Source organism: Janthinobacterium lividum (assembly GCF_034424625.1).
GTDB classification, from domain to species: Bacteria; Pseudomonadota; Gammaproteobacteria; order Burkholderiales; family Burkholderiaceae_D; genus Janthinobacterium; species Janthinobacterium lividum.
The window spans coordinates 4879283-4893981 of record NZ_CP139976.1 but is presented as its reverse complement, the minus strand read 5'-3'; the positions used below and the strand labels follow the sequence as shown (position 1 = coordinate 4893981).

The window sequence follows — 14699 nt, the reverse complement described above, 5'->3', positions numbered from 1 at the left end:
TTTCAGGCCAGCCCTGATCGCCGGCCCGGAGTCCATCCGGTCCGGCGATTTTTTTTGGCTATGTCAGCGTGAGGAGCGGGGACTGTTCCATCGCCGCCACCACCTGCAGCAAGGTGTCGCCAAAGCCGCCGCGTGCCCTGGCATGGCGGCGGGCACTGGTCGTGACGCGCGGCGCGGCGCTCCAGGCGATGTGCGCACCGGATTCTTGCAGGGCCGCCACCATGGCCACGTCTTCGCTGCAAGCCAATGGCGCGAAGCCGCCGGCGCGCAGGTAGGCACTGGCGCGTACGCCGAAGTTGGCACCATGGATGTGGCGGTGGCCGTCGGCATCGGTGTAGGTGCGGGCGTAGTGTTCACGCAGCGCATCGGCGTTTGCCCCGTGCGGCGACCAGTCGTCCACGGCCACCGTGCCGCAGACGGCATCGGCGTTCAAGCCCAGCTGGGTACTCAGCCAGGAGGGCGAGACGCGCGTGTCCGCATCCGTAAATGCCAGCCAGCGTGCGCCTTGCTGCAGCAGCAGCTGCGCGCCGGCGGCGCGTGCGGCGCCCACGTTATGGGCATTGACGGCGATGCAGTCGAGGCGCCAGCGCAGGTCTGCCTGCATGGCGTGCGCCAGCACGATGCGCTGCGACTGGTCGCTGCAGGCGTCGAGCACGATGACGATGCTGACGGCTTCGCCAGACAGCAGCGGGCAGGTGGCGGCAAAGCGCAGCGCCGCCAGGCAGTCGCCCAGGCACGCTTCCTCGTCATGTACGGGAACGACCACGCCTATCATGCGAAGCCCTCGCGTTGCGCCACCGAGCGCGCATCGTTCGACCAGATCTCCAGCAGGAAGTCGGTTTCTTCGTGGCGCAGCACCCGGTGCAGACCGTGCGCGTCCTGGAAGACCGCATGCACGCGCACGGTCGAGATGATGCGCTGCGCAAACGGCGCGCGCCAGTGGCAGGCGACGATGCTGCCGCCGGGCGCCAGGCTGGCGATGCTGTGTTCGACCACGCGCGCCAGTTCTTCCGGCGACAGGTAATAGGCGATCTCGCTGAAGACGATCAGGTCGAATTTCCCGGCACCGGGCGGGATGCGCGGCCAGTCCTGCGGCAGCCGGTGCTGTGCCAGGGTGACATGCGCATCCTGTTCCGCGTCCTGCAGGCGCTGGCGGGCCAGGCGCAACGCTTCGGCCGAGAGATCGGCCGCCAGCAGGCGCTCGCAGCGCCGTGCCAGTTCGACCGTCAATTCGCCGTTGCCGCAGCCCGGTTCATACGCGTGGCGGTAGCGCTGCTGCGGCAGGCTGGCCAGCAGCAGGGCCCGCTTGCGCTCCTCGTACCAGCGCTGGCGCACCAGCCACGGGTCGGCATCCTGGCGGTACAGCTGCTCGAAATAGCTGCCGCGCTGGTCGTCTGGCATGGACGAGGCATTCATAGAAAATACACTTCGCAGGCGTGCAGCAGGCGCTGCAAGGCATCGCCAGCCACGATGGCGGGACGGCCGGTAGACGGATCGGCATCCATCTGGCTGGCGAAGCAGCGCAGGGCGGCGCGCTTGCGCTGCAGGATCGGGTCCGGCAATGGCAGGCGATGCGCGCGGTGCCATGGTACGCGCGCATCGCCGGGCGCGGCCCAGTGCCAGCCCCAGACGGGCATTTCCACCAGGGTGGCGCCGCTGGCCGAGCATGCCGCAGCGCAGGACCAGCCACAGGCTTCATGGTCCGGGTGGCCATCCAGGCGCCAGGTGGTAAACACCGTGTCGCCGGGACGCAGCTGCGTGGCCAGGGTCGTGCTCAGCTGCGGCATCATGGCTTCTCCACTGCCATCGGGCAGGTGCAGGCGCAGCCACGCGGGCGACGCCAGCCCCAGTACCTGCAGCGCCTGCGCGGATTCCTGCGGACGCACGCGGCGCAGGCGTTCCTGCGGCCAGAGTGGGGAGCCCGGGTGGCTGGCGTCGCCATCGGTGACGGCGACGAACAGCAGTTCGCTGCCCTGCGCCGCCAGCAGCTGCAGCAAGCCGCCGCAGGCGAGGATTTCATCGTCGGGATGGGGTGCGACGATGACGGCGCGCGATCCCGGCGGCACCAGTGTGTGGGCGCCGATGGCGGGGATGTCGCTCAGCCCCGGCCAGGATAGCCAGACGTCGTCCGGCGTGCCGCGGCCTTCGATGCGGCGCGCATGCGTATCGGGATGGGCGGGCATGTCAGAGCGCCCAGGGATGGTCTTCGGCACCGGCGACGATGCCGCCCAGCACGGCCTGATCGCGTTCCGCATGGCTTTGGCGCAGGAAGACGGGCAAGTCGGCCACCAGGCGGGCGAAGCGGGCATCGCGGCACAGGGGGCCGGCGCCGAGGGCGCGCGTGGCCAGGTGCAGGACCAGGGTGGCGGCATCTTCCACCGCCAGGCGCAGGCGCAGCGCCAGGCCCATGACGTCGCGCTGCGGCTGTGCGTCGATTTCGGCGGCGCCTTCGCGCAGCAGGGCGCCGGCGGCGCGCAGCGCGCAATCGATTTTCCCTAGTTGCGCCAGGCGGACGGGATCGGGGGCGGCGTGCTGCGCGCGCGCATGCAGGTGGCTGGCGACGGCGCAGGCCGCGCCATACCAGGCGGCCGCGATGCCGGCGCCGCCATGCCAGAAACCGGGGCGCTGCAGATACGCGCCCGGCGCACCCACGGGAAAGGCGCGCGCGGCGGAAAAGGTCACGTCGACGCTGGCGCAGGCGAGCATGCCGACGGCTTGCCAGCCTTCGTCCGTGACGTGCACACCCGGCTGCGACAGGGCCACGGAGGCCAGGCAAGCCTGGCCGTCCTCATTCCAGCAGCTGATCAAGGCATGGCTGAGGCCATTCGCGCCGGAACACCATGCCTTGCGTCCATCGAGCACATAGCGGCCATCGGCTGCCTGCTGCAAGCGGACGCGCGCGCCCGGCATTTCCGCACACCAGACACCCCAGCAGCTGCCGGCCGGCACGCCGGGGCCATCGATTTCCGCCAGGATGGCGAGCGCATCGGTATGGCCTTCATACAGCTTGAGCAGGGAGAGGTCGATGGCGGCGATGGCGGCCAGCATTTGCCAGCGCTGCAGAGTGGCGCCGTGGCCGGGCAGGGGCAGCTGGTCCAGTCCCGCCTCGCGCAAGCGGCGCAAGCCTTCGACGGGGGAGAAAGTGCTATCGTGTGGCCGCAGCAAGGCGGTCAGCTCGGCGTGGGATGGCAGCGTAAAGGCGGTGGGCGACATGGCAAGCTCCTGTTTTTCAACAGAATAGCTTTCTATTTTCGCAATGTATGTTCGGTTCTACACATATGTTCGCTAACGGCCCCGAGGCGCTGAAGCTGCGGGGCCACGGGCTCCGCAGCAAGTTACGCGCTTATTTTTTTACATATAGCATGTCGGGTTCATAAGCGGTGCCGTTATGCGAGAAGGTGTAGAGGTTGTTGTCGCGCAAGACGATGCCACCTTTGATGGTTTGCGCCGGGCGCATGCCTTCGTCGAGCAGGCAGGTGGAGCCGCCTTCATATTCGATGCACCATTGCTGTTTGCCATCTTTCTTCACGTATTGCACGCCAGGGCCCGTGACGTTGAATGCATAGGCGGGAATGGACAGGTTCAGCTTGTCGATGCGCACGTTGCTCGCGGCACCATTTTCCGTCAGTTTGACCAAAACGTCGACCACGCCATCCGGTGTCGCGCTGATCTTTGCCGTCATGGTTTCCGTCCCCAGCAAGGTGCCGCCGCAGCCGGTCTTGAGATAGATTTCGGTGGTGGAACTGAGTTCCATGGCGCCGCTGCCATCGGCTTTGGCTGCGACGACCATGATCTCGCGCTCGTGTCCATCGCATGGCGCTTGCCAGGTACCGACATAGGGAGTCAGCGCCGATCCAGCATTGGAATTGCCTGCATCGCCGCTGCCGCCGCCACCGCCGCAACCTGCCAGCAATGCGGTGCTTGATGCCAATAAGACTGCCACTATTTTTTTCATGCCCCATCCTTTTATTCCGGCAAGCATGCGTGCCGTGAGCGCGGCAACAGTATAAAAGGATGGATGAGGGGCAATTCTCACCGAATGTATTCGTGACTTGATTTAAATCAAGAGTAACTCGCTGCCGGCAGGAAAGGCCGGTTTAAAACCCTTCCCAGTCATCGCCTGCCGGGGTCTTGGCTTGCGTTCTTTCCGCTGGCGCCGGCTTGATCGAGGCGAGGCGCTTGCCTGGCGGCGGCGCCTTGACGGCTGGCGGCGTGCGCGGCGCAGCCACTGTCTTCACTGCCGGCAGCGCCGCCTGTTGCTGCGCGCCCAGCTTGAACACGCTGACCACCTCGGCCAGATGGCTGGCCTGGTCTTGCAGGCTTTCGGCGGCCGCTGCCGCTTCCTCGACGAGGGCCGCGTTTTGCTGCGTCACGCCATCCATCTGCGCCAGCGCCTGGTTCACTTGCGCGATACCGTCGCTTTGCTCGGTGGTGGCGACGCTGATGTCGGCCATGATGGCGGTCACCTTGCGTACGCTGTCGACCACCTGTTCCATGGTGGCGCCCGCCTCATCGACAAGCTTGCTGCCGACGGCCACCTTGCCCACGGAATCGTCGATCAGCAGCTTGATTTCCTTCGCTGCCGCCGCGGAGCGCTGCGCCAGGTTGCGCACTTCCGTGGCGACGACGGCGAAACCGCGCCCCTGTTCGCCCGCGCGCGCCGCTTCCACGGCCGCGTTCAGGGCCAGGATATTCGTCTGGAAGGCGATGCCGTCGATGACGCTGATGATATCGACGATCTTGTTCGACGAATCATTGATCGAGGTCATCGTTTCGATCACCTTGCCGACCACTTCGCCGCTCTTTTGCGCCACGTCCGACGCCGAGGCGGCCAGCTGATTCGCCTGGCGCGCATGGTCGGCGTTTTCCTTGACGGTGCCCGTCAGCTCTTCCACCGAGGCGGCCGTCTCTTCCAGCGAACTGGCTTGCTGTTCCGTGCGGGCCGACAGGTCGTTATTGCCTTGCGCAATTTCAGCGCTGGCACGGGCCACGTTGTCGGCGCTGGCTTGCACTTGCAGCAACACGGCATGGATCTTTTCCACGAAGGCGTTGAAACCCTTGCCGATGACGGCCAGCTCGTCGGTGCCCTTGACTTCCAGCTTGACGCGCAGGTCGGCGTCTCCGCTCGACAAATCCGTCATGGTGCGGCCCAGGGTGCGCAATGGACGCGTCAGCTGGTTGACGACGAGGATCAAAATGCCGGCCGTGGCCGCCGCGCACAGCAGGGCGACGATCAGGGTATAGATCATCAGGTCGCGCGCCGAGGCCGTGGCCACGCTTTTCGGGAAGTTCAGTTCCACGCTCCACGGGGCGATATCGGGGTGGATCTGCAGCGGCTGCAGCAAGTGGATGTAGCCCTTGTCGTCCTCGTATTCATACGGCTGGCCCTGGCGCACTTTCTCCAGGCCGGCAGCCGGCACGTCGTCCGCCTTCTTGCCCAGCCGCTCAGGCACGGGGTGGCTCGCGTACAGGCCGCCGTTCGAGATCAGGGCCAGCTTGCCGCCCTCGATCACTTTCAGGTCGGCAAGGATTTTCGCCAGGCGCGTGAGCATGAAGTCGGCACTGGCCACGCCCTTGAAGCTGCCGTCGATCATGATGGGCGCCACCAGCGAAGCCATCAGCACATTCTTGCCATCGACGGGGTAGATATACGGTTCCGTGAAAAACGTCTTGCCGGTGCGCTTGGGCACGTCGTACCAGTCGTTGGCGCCCGGTTTCGGGTCGAAGACGATGGGTTCGACTTGCAGCTTGCCGCCGGCACCGCGCGTCCAGTAGGGCATGAAGCGGCCGCTGGCGTCGTAGTACGGTTTCTGGTTGGCGAAATCCGCATCCTTGCCGTCGAGCGCGTTCGGCTCCCACGTCACGGCCGAACCCAGCAAGTCTTCCGAGCTGGTCAGCGTCGCCTTGGTCAATTCATTGATCTGTTCGCGCTGCAGGGGCAGATTTGCGCTTTTGGTGCCGCGCATGGCGCCGGCCAGGCTGGATACGCTGGACAGGTTGCTGGCGATGCGCGCCTGCAGCGCGCCGGCCACTTCGCGCGCCGACGTGCGCGCCAGGTCCAGCGCGGCCGCTTCGGCGCTGGCGCTGCTCTTGTAGCCGATCACGGCCGCCGTGACGCCCAGGCTGAGGACGGCGAGCGCAGTGGCGGCGACGCAGATTTTACTGTTCAGTGAGAGTTGCATGAGGCTGTTCCTTGATGGGGAGGGATATCGGTGTCATGGGCGTCGCGGGTAGCGTGCCTAGAAGGTCTTGCTGACGGCCAGCACGACGGTGGCCGCGGCGGGATTCGACGTGTCGAACTGGCCCGCCGCATTCGGGATGCCCAGGGTGTAATGGTCGTAGGCATCGGTGGCGCCCCAGGCGCGCGTGATGGCGGCGCTGGCGTTCCAGCCGCCGTCGAAGGCCCTGGTGGCGCCGATCTTGGCGTCGCGCCAGTTCCAGATGGCATTGCCCGTGCCCGCCACCCGGCCATTGCCGGCGTGCAGGTTCAAGGTCCAGGCATTGCCCAGGTCGACATTCGCGCCCACGTCGAGATACCCCGTGCCGCGCGCATGCGTGATGCCAAAGAAGTCGCGCGTGACGGTATGGTTGTATTTGGCATACAGCATCTTGTAGCTGAGGCCCAGCGACAGTTCGCCATAGTCATACCTGACACCCGTGGCGCGGTAGACGGCGCCCGGATACTTGTAGTAATACGCGAGCAGGCTGTAGCCCAGTTCTCCCACCGTGCCGCTGTAGCCGCCGTACAGGTCCCATTCGATGGTCGCATCCTCGATATAGCGGTCGCTGACGGTGGAAGCCCAGGTGCCCAGCGACCAGCCGCTCGGGTGCGCGTAGTCGGCGCCCGCCTGCAGTGCCGGCTTGCCCCAGGTCTGGCGAAAGCCGCGCGAAATGTACTGCGAAGTGAGGCTGGCATTGGCGCTGAAGGTGGCGGCAGGATTGTCCGTCGTCTGCGCCTGCACGGGCAGGGCGGCCAGCAGGAGAAGGCAGCCGAGCAAGGGTGTTGCAGGAAAATGGTGGTGCGATGGCATGGCAGTCAGCTCCGTATTTGCTGGCAGCGGCCGTCCAGGCGCGTTGCCCTGATGGTTGCAATAAAAATGCGGAATGGACTTTTGTGGGGGCAAGGCGGCTTGCGGGCATGCTCGCATGAACATGCACACATTCTCACCAAACGTAACTGAAAGGATAGGGGCTGGGGCTAGTGGAAGTCAACAAAGTTGCGCTGCGGAAAGCGTAAGTTGTTGTTTCCTGGCACTTTTTCACGCGCTTGTCACACTCGGCCCGCCACGGCTGGCTGCCTGTCGCAGGCTGGCCAGCAGGCCGGGCAGGGCCGCATGCAAGGCTGGCATGTCGCCGGCCTGCAGTTCGGCCTGCATTTCCACCAGGCCCGATGGCTGGCCCCAGACAACCTGTGCGCCCAGCCGGGCGCCGGCGCCGAGGCCCGTGACGCTGACCAGCAGGGCGACTTCCTCGGGGGCATCGTCGGGCATGTCCTCGAGCAGGCAGGAAATGCCGAAGTGATAATCCTGGAAAGCGCTGGCCGTACCGCTGGAAAAGGCGAAGACGGAGGCGAGCGCCCGGGGCACGGCGGCCGCGAGTGGCGGCAGGGCGGCGCGGAACAGGGGCAGCAAGTCGTTTTCCAGCTGGAGCACCAGCGGGTGGGTGTGGACGAGGACGGTCATGGCAGGATGGATCAGGTGGCGGCGCGCGATAGTAGCAGTTTTTGCGGCCACTGTGCTCATCTACTGGTCCTACCAGTGGCCTCAATCGTCGTCGCTGGTGACGCGCGTGCGCACGAAATCGATGTGGCTTTGCATGGCCGTGCGCGCTTCCTCGGGCTGGCTGGCGCAGATGGCCTCGCACAGGGTGCGGTGCTGCGACAGCAGGTGCAGCGACGTGGCGTCATCCTGCTGGCGCAAGCCCGTGCCATTGATGGTGATGTGTTCGCGCAGCATGCCGATGATGCTGGTGTGCAGGTGCAAAAACATGGTGTTGTGCGACGCTTGCGCGATGACTTCATGCAGCCGTGCATCGGCCTGCGCCTCGCCGTGCTTGTCGTCGCTGGCGCGCGCCTGTTCCAGCTCGGCCAGCAGCGCCATGATCTGCGCGCGCTCGTCCCCGCTGGCCCGCTGCGCCGCAAAGTAGGCCGTCGCCCCTTCCAGCACGCGGCGAAATTCCAGGATGTCGTCGCGCAGGGCAGGGTGGTCGGCCACCAGCTGGCTCCACGGCGAAGCCATGCCCGTGCGCAATTGATCCGTCACGAACACGCCCGCGCCGCGCCGGCTGCGCACCAGTCCCCGCGCCGCCAGCCGCTGCACCGCTTCGCGCACGGTATTGCGCGAGACCCCATATTGCAGCGCCAGCAGGCGTTCTGCCGGCAACTGTGCACCCGCCGGCAAGCTGCCGTCCAGCAGGGCCGTCTCCAGCCTGCGCATCACCATCTCGACCCTGCCCCGCGTTTGCATGCCTGTCGCCATCGCTGTCTTCCGGTGTTGTTTTAAAGTGGTCCGAGCAATTTGAAGTGGCTTGCGGAAGCTGGAATTATGCGTGAACCGGTCATTCTTAACAACACACAGCGGCGCCGCAGCAACACACAGAGCGCCGGGGAGACACACTCATGCAGCCAGACCCGCGCCAGCCGCGCCACGCTCCACGCCACTACCCACATGCGCCGCTCCAGGTGTACCTGTTCGCCACCTGCCTGGTCGACCTGTTCGTGCCGCAGGCGGGCCTCGACGCGGTGCGCCTGCTGGAGCGGGAGGGCTTGCTGGTGCATTATCCGCGCGGCCAGAGCTGCTGTGGCCAGCCCGCCTACAGCAGCGGCAATCCGGAGCAGGCGCGCGCCGTGGCCCGCGCCCAGCTGGACCTGTTTGCGCAGCCATGGCCCGTGATCGTGCCATCCGGCTCCTGCGCCGGCATGATGCGCCACCACTGGCCGCAGCTGTTCCAGGACGACCCGGTGGCCGGTCCCAAGGCTGCCGAACTGGCCGAGCGCGTGTATGAACTGAGCGAATTTCTCGTCTGCGTGCTGCAGCTCGACCTGGCCGGCCTGGCCCTGGCCGCCCCCGGGCAAGCGGAGGAAAACGTGGTGCTGCATACCTCGTGCGGGGCGCGCCGCGAAATGGGCACGCGGGTGCACGGCGTGGCCTTGCTTGACGCCTTGCCCGGCGTGACGCGCATCGAACACCAGCGTGAATCGGAATGCTGCGGCTTCGGCGGCACGTTTTCATTGAAACACCCGGATATTTCCGGCGCCATGGTCAGCGACAAGATCGCCTCGGCCTGCGCCACGGGCTGCGACCGGCTCGTCTCGGCCGACTGCGGCTGCCTGCTCAACATCGGCCACGCCGCGCAGCATCAGGGCGCGCCGCTGCCCGTCGAACACCTGGCCAGCTTCTTGTGGCGCCGCACGGGAGGCGCGGCATGAGCGCGATCTTGACCGCCCGCGAGCGCATGCTGGGACGCCTGCGCGCCGCCGCGCCTTCCGCGCCCGAATCGATGGAGGCAATCGATGCCGCCATCGACAGGCACTATCTGGCGCGCCGCGCGCAAGCGCCGCTGTCGCCACGGGGCCGGATCGCCGCCATGCAGGCAGCCTTGCGCGCCGCGCATGCGGAAGTCGACTGCGTGAGCAGCGATGCCTGGCCAGCCCTGCTGACACAGCGCCTGGAAGCGCACGGCGTATGCCGTTTGCTGCTCGATGCCGGCAGCGCCGAAGGGCGGGCCTTACGCGCCGCCTTGCCAGCTGGCGTGGAAGCACTGTCTTTCGAGCGTCCGCTGGCGCAATGGAAGGGCGAATTGTTCGATACCGTCGATGCCGGTTTTACCGTCGCCCGTTCCGGCATTGCCGCCACGGGTACCCTGGTCATCGCGCCCGACGCGGCCACGCCGCGCACGGTATCGCTGGCGCCGCCCCTGCATGTCTGCCTCGTGTATGCCAGCACCCTGCACGTGGACTTGCATGCGGCGGCGCGCGCCGAGCGCTGGGCCGACGGCATGCCGGCCAACCTGGTGCTCGTGTCGGGTCCCTCGAAAACGTCCGACATCCAGCAAACCCTCGCCTATGGCGCGCACGGTCCGCGCTGGCTGTGGGTGCTGATCATCGATGACTTGCCAGCCCAGGAAGGAGGCCAGCCATGAACGCCAAGCCACTGCAATTCGTCAAGCCGGCCGACTTCCATGCGCGCGCCCGCGCCGCGCTGGACGACCCGAAGCTGCGCCAGAGCTTTCGCGGCGCCATGGATTTTTTACAGGACAAGCGCAGCGCCCAGTTCCCCGACGGCGACGAACTGGAACGCCTGCGCGACATCGGCGAAGCCGTGCGCCAGCACGCGCTGGCGCGCCTGCCCGATTTGCTGGTGCAGCTGGAAGACAAGCTGACGGCGGCCGGCGTCCAGGTGCACTGGGCCGAGGATGGCGAACAGGCCAATGCCATCATCCACGCCATCGCGGAAAGGAACCGGGCGACGCGCTTCATCAAGGGCAAGTCGATGGCCAGCGAGGAAATCGAGCTCAATCACTACCTGGAAGCGCGCGGCATGACGTGCCTGGAGTCGGACATGGGCGAGTATATCGTGCAGCTGGCCGGCGAAAAGCCGTCGCACATCGTCATGCCGGCGATTCACAAGACGAAAGCCGATATCGCCGGCCTGTTCGCCGAGCATATTCCCGACGCGCCCTACACGGAAGACGTCGACAGCCTGATCCAGACGGGGCGGCGCGCCCTGCGCCAGGCGTTTGTCGAGGCGGACATCGGCCTGTCCGGCGTGAACTTCGCGGCAGCCGACACGGGCACCCTGTGGCTGGTGGAAAACGAGGGCAATGGCCGGCTGACGACGTCCGTGCCGGAGATCCACATCGCCATCATGGGCATGGAAAAAGTGGTGGCCAAGCTGGAACATATCGTGCCGCTGGCCAGCTTGCTGACGCGTTCGGCCACGGGCCAGGCCGTCACCACGTATTTCAACCTGATTTCCGGCCCGCGCCGCGCCGGTGAACAGGATGGGCCGCGCGAAGTGCACCTGGTCTTGCTCGATAACGGCCGCAGCCAGGCTTACGCGGACGAGCAACTGCGCGCCACCCTGCAATGCATCCGCTGCGGCGCCTGCATGAACCACTGTCCCGTCTACACGCGCATCGGCGGCCATGCCTACGGCACCACGTATCCGGGGCCGATCGGCAAGATCATTTCGCCCCACTTGCTGGGCCTAGCTGCGACGGCCGACCTGGCCACCGCATCGAGCCTGTGCGGCGCCTGCGGCGAAGTGTGCCCCGTGCGCATCCCGATCCCGCAGCTGCTGGTGCGCCTGCGCACGGAGGCCAATCGCAATCCCGGCGAGCAGGTGGCGCATCCGCTGCGCGGGCAGGGCGCCAAGTTCAGCCGCGGCGAAAGCCTGATCTGGCGCTTCTGGAGCGGCGCCTTTGCGCGCCCAATCAGTTATCGCCTGTTCCGCTGGGCCGCCACGCGCCTGCGCGCACTGACGCCGCGCGCGCAACTGGGCTGGACGCAGCACCGCAAGCCCTTGACGCCGGCGCCGCGCAGCCTGGCCGACCTGCTCAATGCGCGGGGCCAGGAAGAGTAGCGCCGGCTTCCACAGAAAAATACGCCGCAAAAAAATACAGCAAAGCCGTTTTTTCACTTAACCCGCATCCACCGGAGGAGACCCGACATGCAAACCTGGACCCAACTTTATACACCGCTCGGCAGCCTGTGGCTGTCGTCGCTGGCGGCAGCCGTTCCCATCATTTTCTTCTTCATCGCCCTGGCGGCGCTGCGCATCAAGGGACACGTGGCGGCCGCCGTCACCCTGGCGCTGGCGCTGGCCGTCGCCATCTTCGCGTATGGCATGCCCGTGCCGCAGGCGCTGGCGGCGGCCGGCTACGGCTTCGCGTATGGCTTGTGGCCCATCGCCTGGATCATCGTCACGGCCGTCTTCCTGTACAAGATCGTCGTCAAGACGGGGCAGATCGAGATCATCCGCGCCTCCGTGCTGTCGGTGACGGATGACCAGCGCTTGCAGGTGCTGCTGATCGGCTTTGCCTTCGGCGCCTTCCTGGAAGGGGCGGCCGGTTTCGGCGCGCCCGTGGCCATCACCTCGGCGTTGCTGGTGGGCCTGGGCTTCAACCCGCTGTATGCGGCGGGCCTGTGCCTGATCGCCAATACGGCGCCCGTGGCCTTTGGCGCCATGGGCATCCCCATCATCGTGGCGGGCCAGGTGACGGGCATCGACCCCTTCCTGATCGGAGCCATGGCGGGCCGCCAGTTGCCGCTGCTGTCGCTGGCCGTGCCCTTCTGGCTGGTGTTCATGATGGATGGTGCGCGCGGCGTGCGCGAGGTGTGGCCGGCCGCCCTGGTGACGGGCGCCAGCTTTGCCATCACCCAGTATTTCACGTCCAACCATATCGGGCCGGAGCTGCCGGACATCACTTCGGCCCTCGTCAGCCTGGTGTCGCTGACCCTGTTCCTGAAAGTGTGGCAGCCGAAGAATGCCAAGGTGGTCAACGCCGTCGGCGGCGGCGCCGCTGCGCTGTCCGGTTTTGGCGGCGCAGGCAGTGCGGACTTGCGCGGCAGCGGCAGCCGCGCCGCCTCGCCCTATACCTTGGCGCAAACGGCGCGCGCCTGGGCGCCGTTCGGCCTGCTGACGGCCATCGTCACCGTCTGGAGCCTGCCCGGCTTCAAGTCCCTGTTCGCCGCCGGCGGCGCGTTATCCAGCCTGGTCGTCAAGATCCACGTGCCTTACCTGGACCAGCTGGTGATCAAGACGATGCCCATCGTCGCCGCGCCGAAAGCGTATGACGCCGTCTTCAAGCTCGACCTGCTGTCGGCCGTGGGCACGGCGATCTTGCTGACGGCCGTGCTGTCGATGTGGATGCTGCGCATGAAACCGCGCGATGGCATCAAGGCCTTCGTGGAAACGCTCGTGGAATTGCGCCGTCCCGTGCTGTCGATCGGCCTGGTGCTGGCGTTTGCCTTCGTTGCCAACTATTCGGGCATGTCGTCCACCCTGGCTTTGCTGCTGGCTGGCAGCGGCGCCGCGTTTCCGTTCTTCTCGCCGTTCCTGGGCTGGCTGGGCGTGTTCCTGACGGGGTCCGATACGTCGTCGAATGCCTTGTTCTGCTCCCTGCAAAACACGACGGCGCACCAGATCGGCGTGTCCGATACCTTGCTGGTGGCGGCCAATACGACGGGTGGCGTGACGGGCAAGATGATTTCGCCCCAGTCGATCGCCGTCGCCTGCGCCGCCACTGGCCTGGTGGGCAAGGAATCGGACCTGTTCCGCTTTACCTTGAAGCACAGCCTGCTGTTTGCCGTGATCATCGGCATCATCACCATGCTGCAGGCGTACGTGTTCACCGGGATGATCCCGCACTGAGCGATCCGTAGAAGTACGTAGTAAAACTAGATGAAATGATAGTAAAACGTGCAGAAGATCATGAAAATGACCTGATGCACTGCAGCATATCGAGGATGGCCCGGCGCAATGCCGGGTCCGCGGCGATACCCTCCGCATCGAGACCCGACCCCAGCAGGGGCAGGCTGATGCAGGCTTCGTCGATCAGCCGCGCCGACATGGTGCATACCGTTTCGCGCAAGGCCGCCTGCGCATGCGTGGCGCGCGGCGAGGCGTTCAGCAGCACCAGCGGCTTGTCGATGAACGATTCATTTCCCACCATCCAGTCCAGCGCATTTTTCATGGGACCGCTCACGCCGTGCGCATATTCGGGGCTGGCCAGCATCAGCACGTCGGCCGCCAGGATGGCGTCGCGCAGGCCCGTCACGGCCGGCAGGCTGTCGGCGTCGAGGTCGGGATTGAACAGGGGTAATTCACCGAGTCCGGGATAGATGCGGATCTCGAATGGCGCTGGGGCAAGCCTTGCGATGGCGCGCAGCAGGGCGGTGTTCAGCGAGGCGGCGCGCAGGCTGCCGGCGATGGCGAGGATGGTAATGGGCGTTTGCATCCCGCCTGTATAGCCCATCCTGTGCTCAAGCGCAAGGCGAGCAGGATGGCGCTATCGTTGTTGCTACAGCCGGTGATGGGCTGCGTGCTGCAGTACCGATTAACGGCTCAGGCCGCTCATCCAGCTTGGCTGCGGGTTGGCGCGGGCCAGTTCGCGCATGCGGTATTCCAGGTCGTAGCGGTCGGTCGATTCGGCCAGGTAGGCTTCTTCGTAAGCGCGCTCGCGGCGGTCGCTGCTTTGGTTCAGCCAGGCGCCCACGCGCTTGGCGGCGTGAACGAGGGTGGCGACGATATTGCTGTTTTGCGTGGTGTGGTAAGTAAATGCGGTAGACATGGCAGACTCCTTGTGTGGCGTGCCGCGTTGTGCTGCACTGCAATATAAGTATAGCGATTCCAAGTTATAAGGCTACTTTTGATTTCAAATGTCAGCTATTCATTTTTTAAATAACAGGCGGGAAAGCTGCGCAATACAGGGCTTTAAGGCATAATGCCGGCGCAGTATCGTAGTTTTACTACAAGACGTTTTTGTTCTGGATGTTGTTTTCAGACGCAGCCCGCAGGCGTGCCGCGCCCACAAGACATCGTTCTGACGAGAAACGGTCGGCCGTGCGCCTGCCGCGCGCGCGACGTGCCATGCCTGCCCCTCTATCGTTGATGGCAGTCATGGCCCACGCTGATATCTGCGTGGCGCTTGCGCGTCCTGGCGCTGCCCGGGTGGAAACGCTTCCATGCCTGGCGCGA

The 14699-nt window shown here is 65.8% G+C and carries 15 protein-coding genes; 4 read left to right on the top strand and 11 right to left on the bottom strand.

All coding sequences use genetic code 11. The annotated features are described in order from the left end of the window. Positions 1 to 58 precede the first annotated feature (58 nt). The 9 genes from U0004_RS22220 to U0004_RS22180 form a co-directional block, all read right to left on the bottom strand. Positions 59 to 775 (bottom strand): glycosyltransferase family 2 protein, encoded by a 717-nt coding sequence (locus U0004_RS22220; RefSeq protein ID WP_034789143.1) that lies wholly within the window; start codon positions 773 to 775, stop codon positions 59 to 61. Next, entirely contained in the window at positions 772 to 1401 is a 630-nt protein-coding gene (locus U0004_RS22215) for a class I SAM-dependent DNA methyltransferase (protein WP_070254110.1), read from the bottom strand. Before U0004_RS22215 ends, U0004_RS22220 begins: the two co-directional genes overlap by 4 nt. Positions 1402 to 1412: 11 nt before the next feature. Then, positions 1413 to 2183, bottom strand: coding sequence for a PIG-L deacetylase family protein (locus U0004_RS22210; protein ID WP_070254103.1), 771 nt, complete (start codon positions 2181 to 2183; stop codon positions 1413 to 1415). A gap of 1 nt (position 2184) precedes the next feature. Next, positions 2185 to 3213 (bottom strand): acyl-CoA dehydrogenase family protein, encoded by a 1029-nt coding sequence (locus tag U0004_RS22205; protein WP_070254102.1) that lies wholly within the window; start codon positions 3211 to 3213, stop codon positions 2185 to 2187. Positions 3214 to 3343: 130 nt separating this feature from the next. After that, positions 3344 to 4036 carry a hypothetical protein gene (locus U0004_RS22200; protein WP_139144071.1) on the bottom strand — a complete coding sequence of 231 codons (693 nt, stop codon included), beginning with the start codon at positions 4034 to 4036 and terminating at the stop codon, positions 3344 to 3346. Positions 4037 to 4097: 61 nt separating this feature from the next. Further along, on the bottom strand, positions 4098 to 6182 hold the full coding sequence (locus U0004_RS22195; RefSeq protein WP_070254100.1) for a methyl-accepting chemotaxis protein: 2085 nt from the start codon (positions 6180 to 6182) through the stop codon (positions 4098 to 4100). Between the two features lie 57 nt (positions 6183 to 6239). Then, the gene (locus tag U0004_RS22190) at positions 6240 to 7031 is read right to left on the bottom strand and encodes a TorF family putative porin (RefSeq protein WP_070254099.1); all 792 of its coding nucleotides are present in this window, start codon (positions 7029 to 7031) and stop codon (positions 6240 to 6242) included. Between the two features lie 228 nt (positions 7032 to 7259). Next, a complete protein-coding gene (locus U0004_RS22185; protein WP_070254098.1) occupies positions 7260 to 7742 on the bottom strand; it encodes a hypothetical protein in 483 nt (160 codons plus the stop codon). A 21-nt stretch (positions 7743 to 7763) separates the two neighbouring features. Further along, the gene (locus U0004_RS22180) at positions 7764 to 8465 is read right to left on the bottom strand and encodes a FadR/GntR family transcriptional regulator (RefSeq protein WP_231958002.1); all 702 of its coding nucleotides are present in this window, start codon (positions 8463 to 8465) and stop codon (positions 7764 to 7766) included. 152 nt (positions 8466 to 8617) lie between these two features. On the opposite strand from U0004_RS22180, the gene U0004_RS22175 reads away from it, so the two are divergent. The 4 genes from U0004_RS22175 (at position 8618) to U0004_RS22160 (ending at position 13373) form a co-directional block, all read left to right on the top strand. Then, positions 8618 to 9427, top strand: a complete 810-nt coding sequence (locus U0004_RS22175; RefSeq protein WP_034789131.1) for a (Fe-S)-binding protein — start codon at positions 8618 to 8620, stop codon at positions 9425 to 9427. After that, positions 9424 to 10140: a LutC/YkgG family protein gene (locus U0004_RS22170; RefSeq protein ID WP_070254097.1), complete on the top strand. Its 717-nt coding sequence runs from the start codon at positions 9424 to 9426 to the stop codon at positions 10138 to 10140. Before U0004_RS22175 ends, U0004_RS22170 begins: the two co-directional genes overlap by 4 nt. After that, the gene (locus U0004_RS22165) at positions 10137 to 11582 is read left to right on the top strand and encodes a LutB/LldF family L-lactate oxidation iron-sulfur protein (protein WP_070254096.1); all 1446 of its coding nucleotides are present in this window, start codon (positions 10137 to 10139) and stop codon (positions 11580 to 11582) included. The genes U0004_RS22170 and U0004_RS22165 overlap by 4 nt, the downstream gene beginning before the upstream one ends. An 87-nt stretch (positions 11583 to 11669) precedes the next feature. After that, positions 11670 to 13373 carry a lactate permease LctP family transporter gene (locus U0004_RS22160; protein WP_115057552.1) on the top strand — a complete coding sequence of 568 codons (1704 nt, stop codon included), beginning with the start codon at positions 11670 to 11672 and terminating at the stop codon, positions 13371 to 13373. Positions 13374 to 13431: 58 nt separating this feature from the next. Here the strand turns inward: U0004_RS22160 and U0004_RS22155 are convergent, their stop codons facing one another. After that, positions 13432 to 13959, bottom strand: coding sequence for an NADPH-dependent FMN reductase (locus tag U0004_RS22155; protein ID WP_081345456.1), 528 nt, complete (start codon positions 13957 to 13959; stop codon positions 13432 to 13434). A 99-nt stretch (positions 13960 to 14058) separates the two neighbouring features. Continuing rightward, a complete protein-coding gene (locus tag U0004_RS22150; protein ID WP_080698581.1) occupies positions 14059 to 14292 on the bottom strand; it encodes a DUF3563 family protein in 234 nt (77 codons plus the stop codon). Positions 14293 to 14699: the final 407 nt, after the last annotated feature.

What these genes read in the sequence shown, in the direction of transcription:
- U0004_RS22220 (WP_034789143.1), bottom strand. Translation starts at nt 775, where the DNA reads ATGATAGGCGTGGTCGTTCCCGTACATGACGAGGAAGCGTGCCTGGGC.
- U0004_RS22215 (WP_070254110.1), bottom strand. Translation starts at nt 1,401, where the DNA reads ATGCCAGACGACCAGCGCGGCAGCTATTTCGAGCAGCTGTACCGCCAG.
- U0004_RS22210 (WP_070254103.1), bottom strand. Translation starts at nt 2,183, where the DNA reads ATGCCCGCCCATCCCGATACGCATGCGCGCCGCATCGAAGGCCGCGGC.
- U0004_RS22205 (WP_070254102.1), bottom strand. Translation starts at nt 3,213, where the DNA reads ATGTCGCCCACCGCCTTTACGCTGCCATCCCACGCCGAGCTGACCGCC.
- U0004_RS22195 (WP_070254100.1), bottom strand. Translation starts at nt 6,182, where the DNA reads ATGCAACTCTCACTGAACAGTAAAATCTGCGTCGCCGCCACTGCGCTC.
- U0004_RS22190 (WP_070254099.1), bottom strand. Translation starts at nt 7,031, where the DNA reads ATGCCATCGCACCACCATTTTCCTGCAACACCCTTGCTCGGCTGCCTT.
- U0004_RS22185 (WP_070254098.1), bottom strand. Translation starts at nt 7,742, where the DNA reads ATGAGCACAGTGGCCGCAAAAACTGCTACTATCGCGCGCCGCCACCTG.
- U0004_RS22180 (WP_231958002.1), bottom strand. Translation starts at nt 8,465, where the DNA reads ATGCAAACGCGGGGCAGGGTCGAGATGGTGATGCGCAGGCTGGAGACG.
- U0004_RS22175 (WP_034789131.1), top strand. Translation starts at nt 8,618, where the DNA reads ATGCAGCCAGACCCGCGCCAGCCGCGCCACGCTCCACGCCACTACCCA.
- U0004_RS22170 (WP_070254097.1), top strand. Translation starts at nt 9,424, where the DNA reads ATGAGCGCGATCTTGACCGCCCGCGAGCGCATGCTGGGACGCCTGCGC.
- U0004_RS22165 (WP_070254096.1), top strand. Translation starts at nt 10,137, where the DNA reads ATGAACGCCAAGCCACTGCAATTCGTCAAGCCGGCCGACTTCCATGCG.
- U0004_RS22160 (WP_115057552.1), top strand. Translation starts at nt 11,670, where the DNA reads ATGCAAACCTGGACCCAACTTTATACACCGCTCGGCAGCCTGTGGCTG.
- U0004_RS22155 (WP_081345456.1), bottom strand. Translation starts at nt 13,959, where the DNA reads ATGCAAACGCCCATTACCATCCTCGCCATCGCCGGCAGCCTGCGCGCC.
- U0004_RS22150 (WP_080698581.1), bottom strand. Translation starts at nt 14,292, where the DNA reads ATGTCTACCGCATTTACTTACCACACCACGCAAAACAGCAATATCGTC.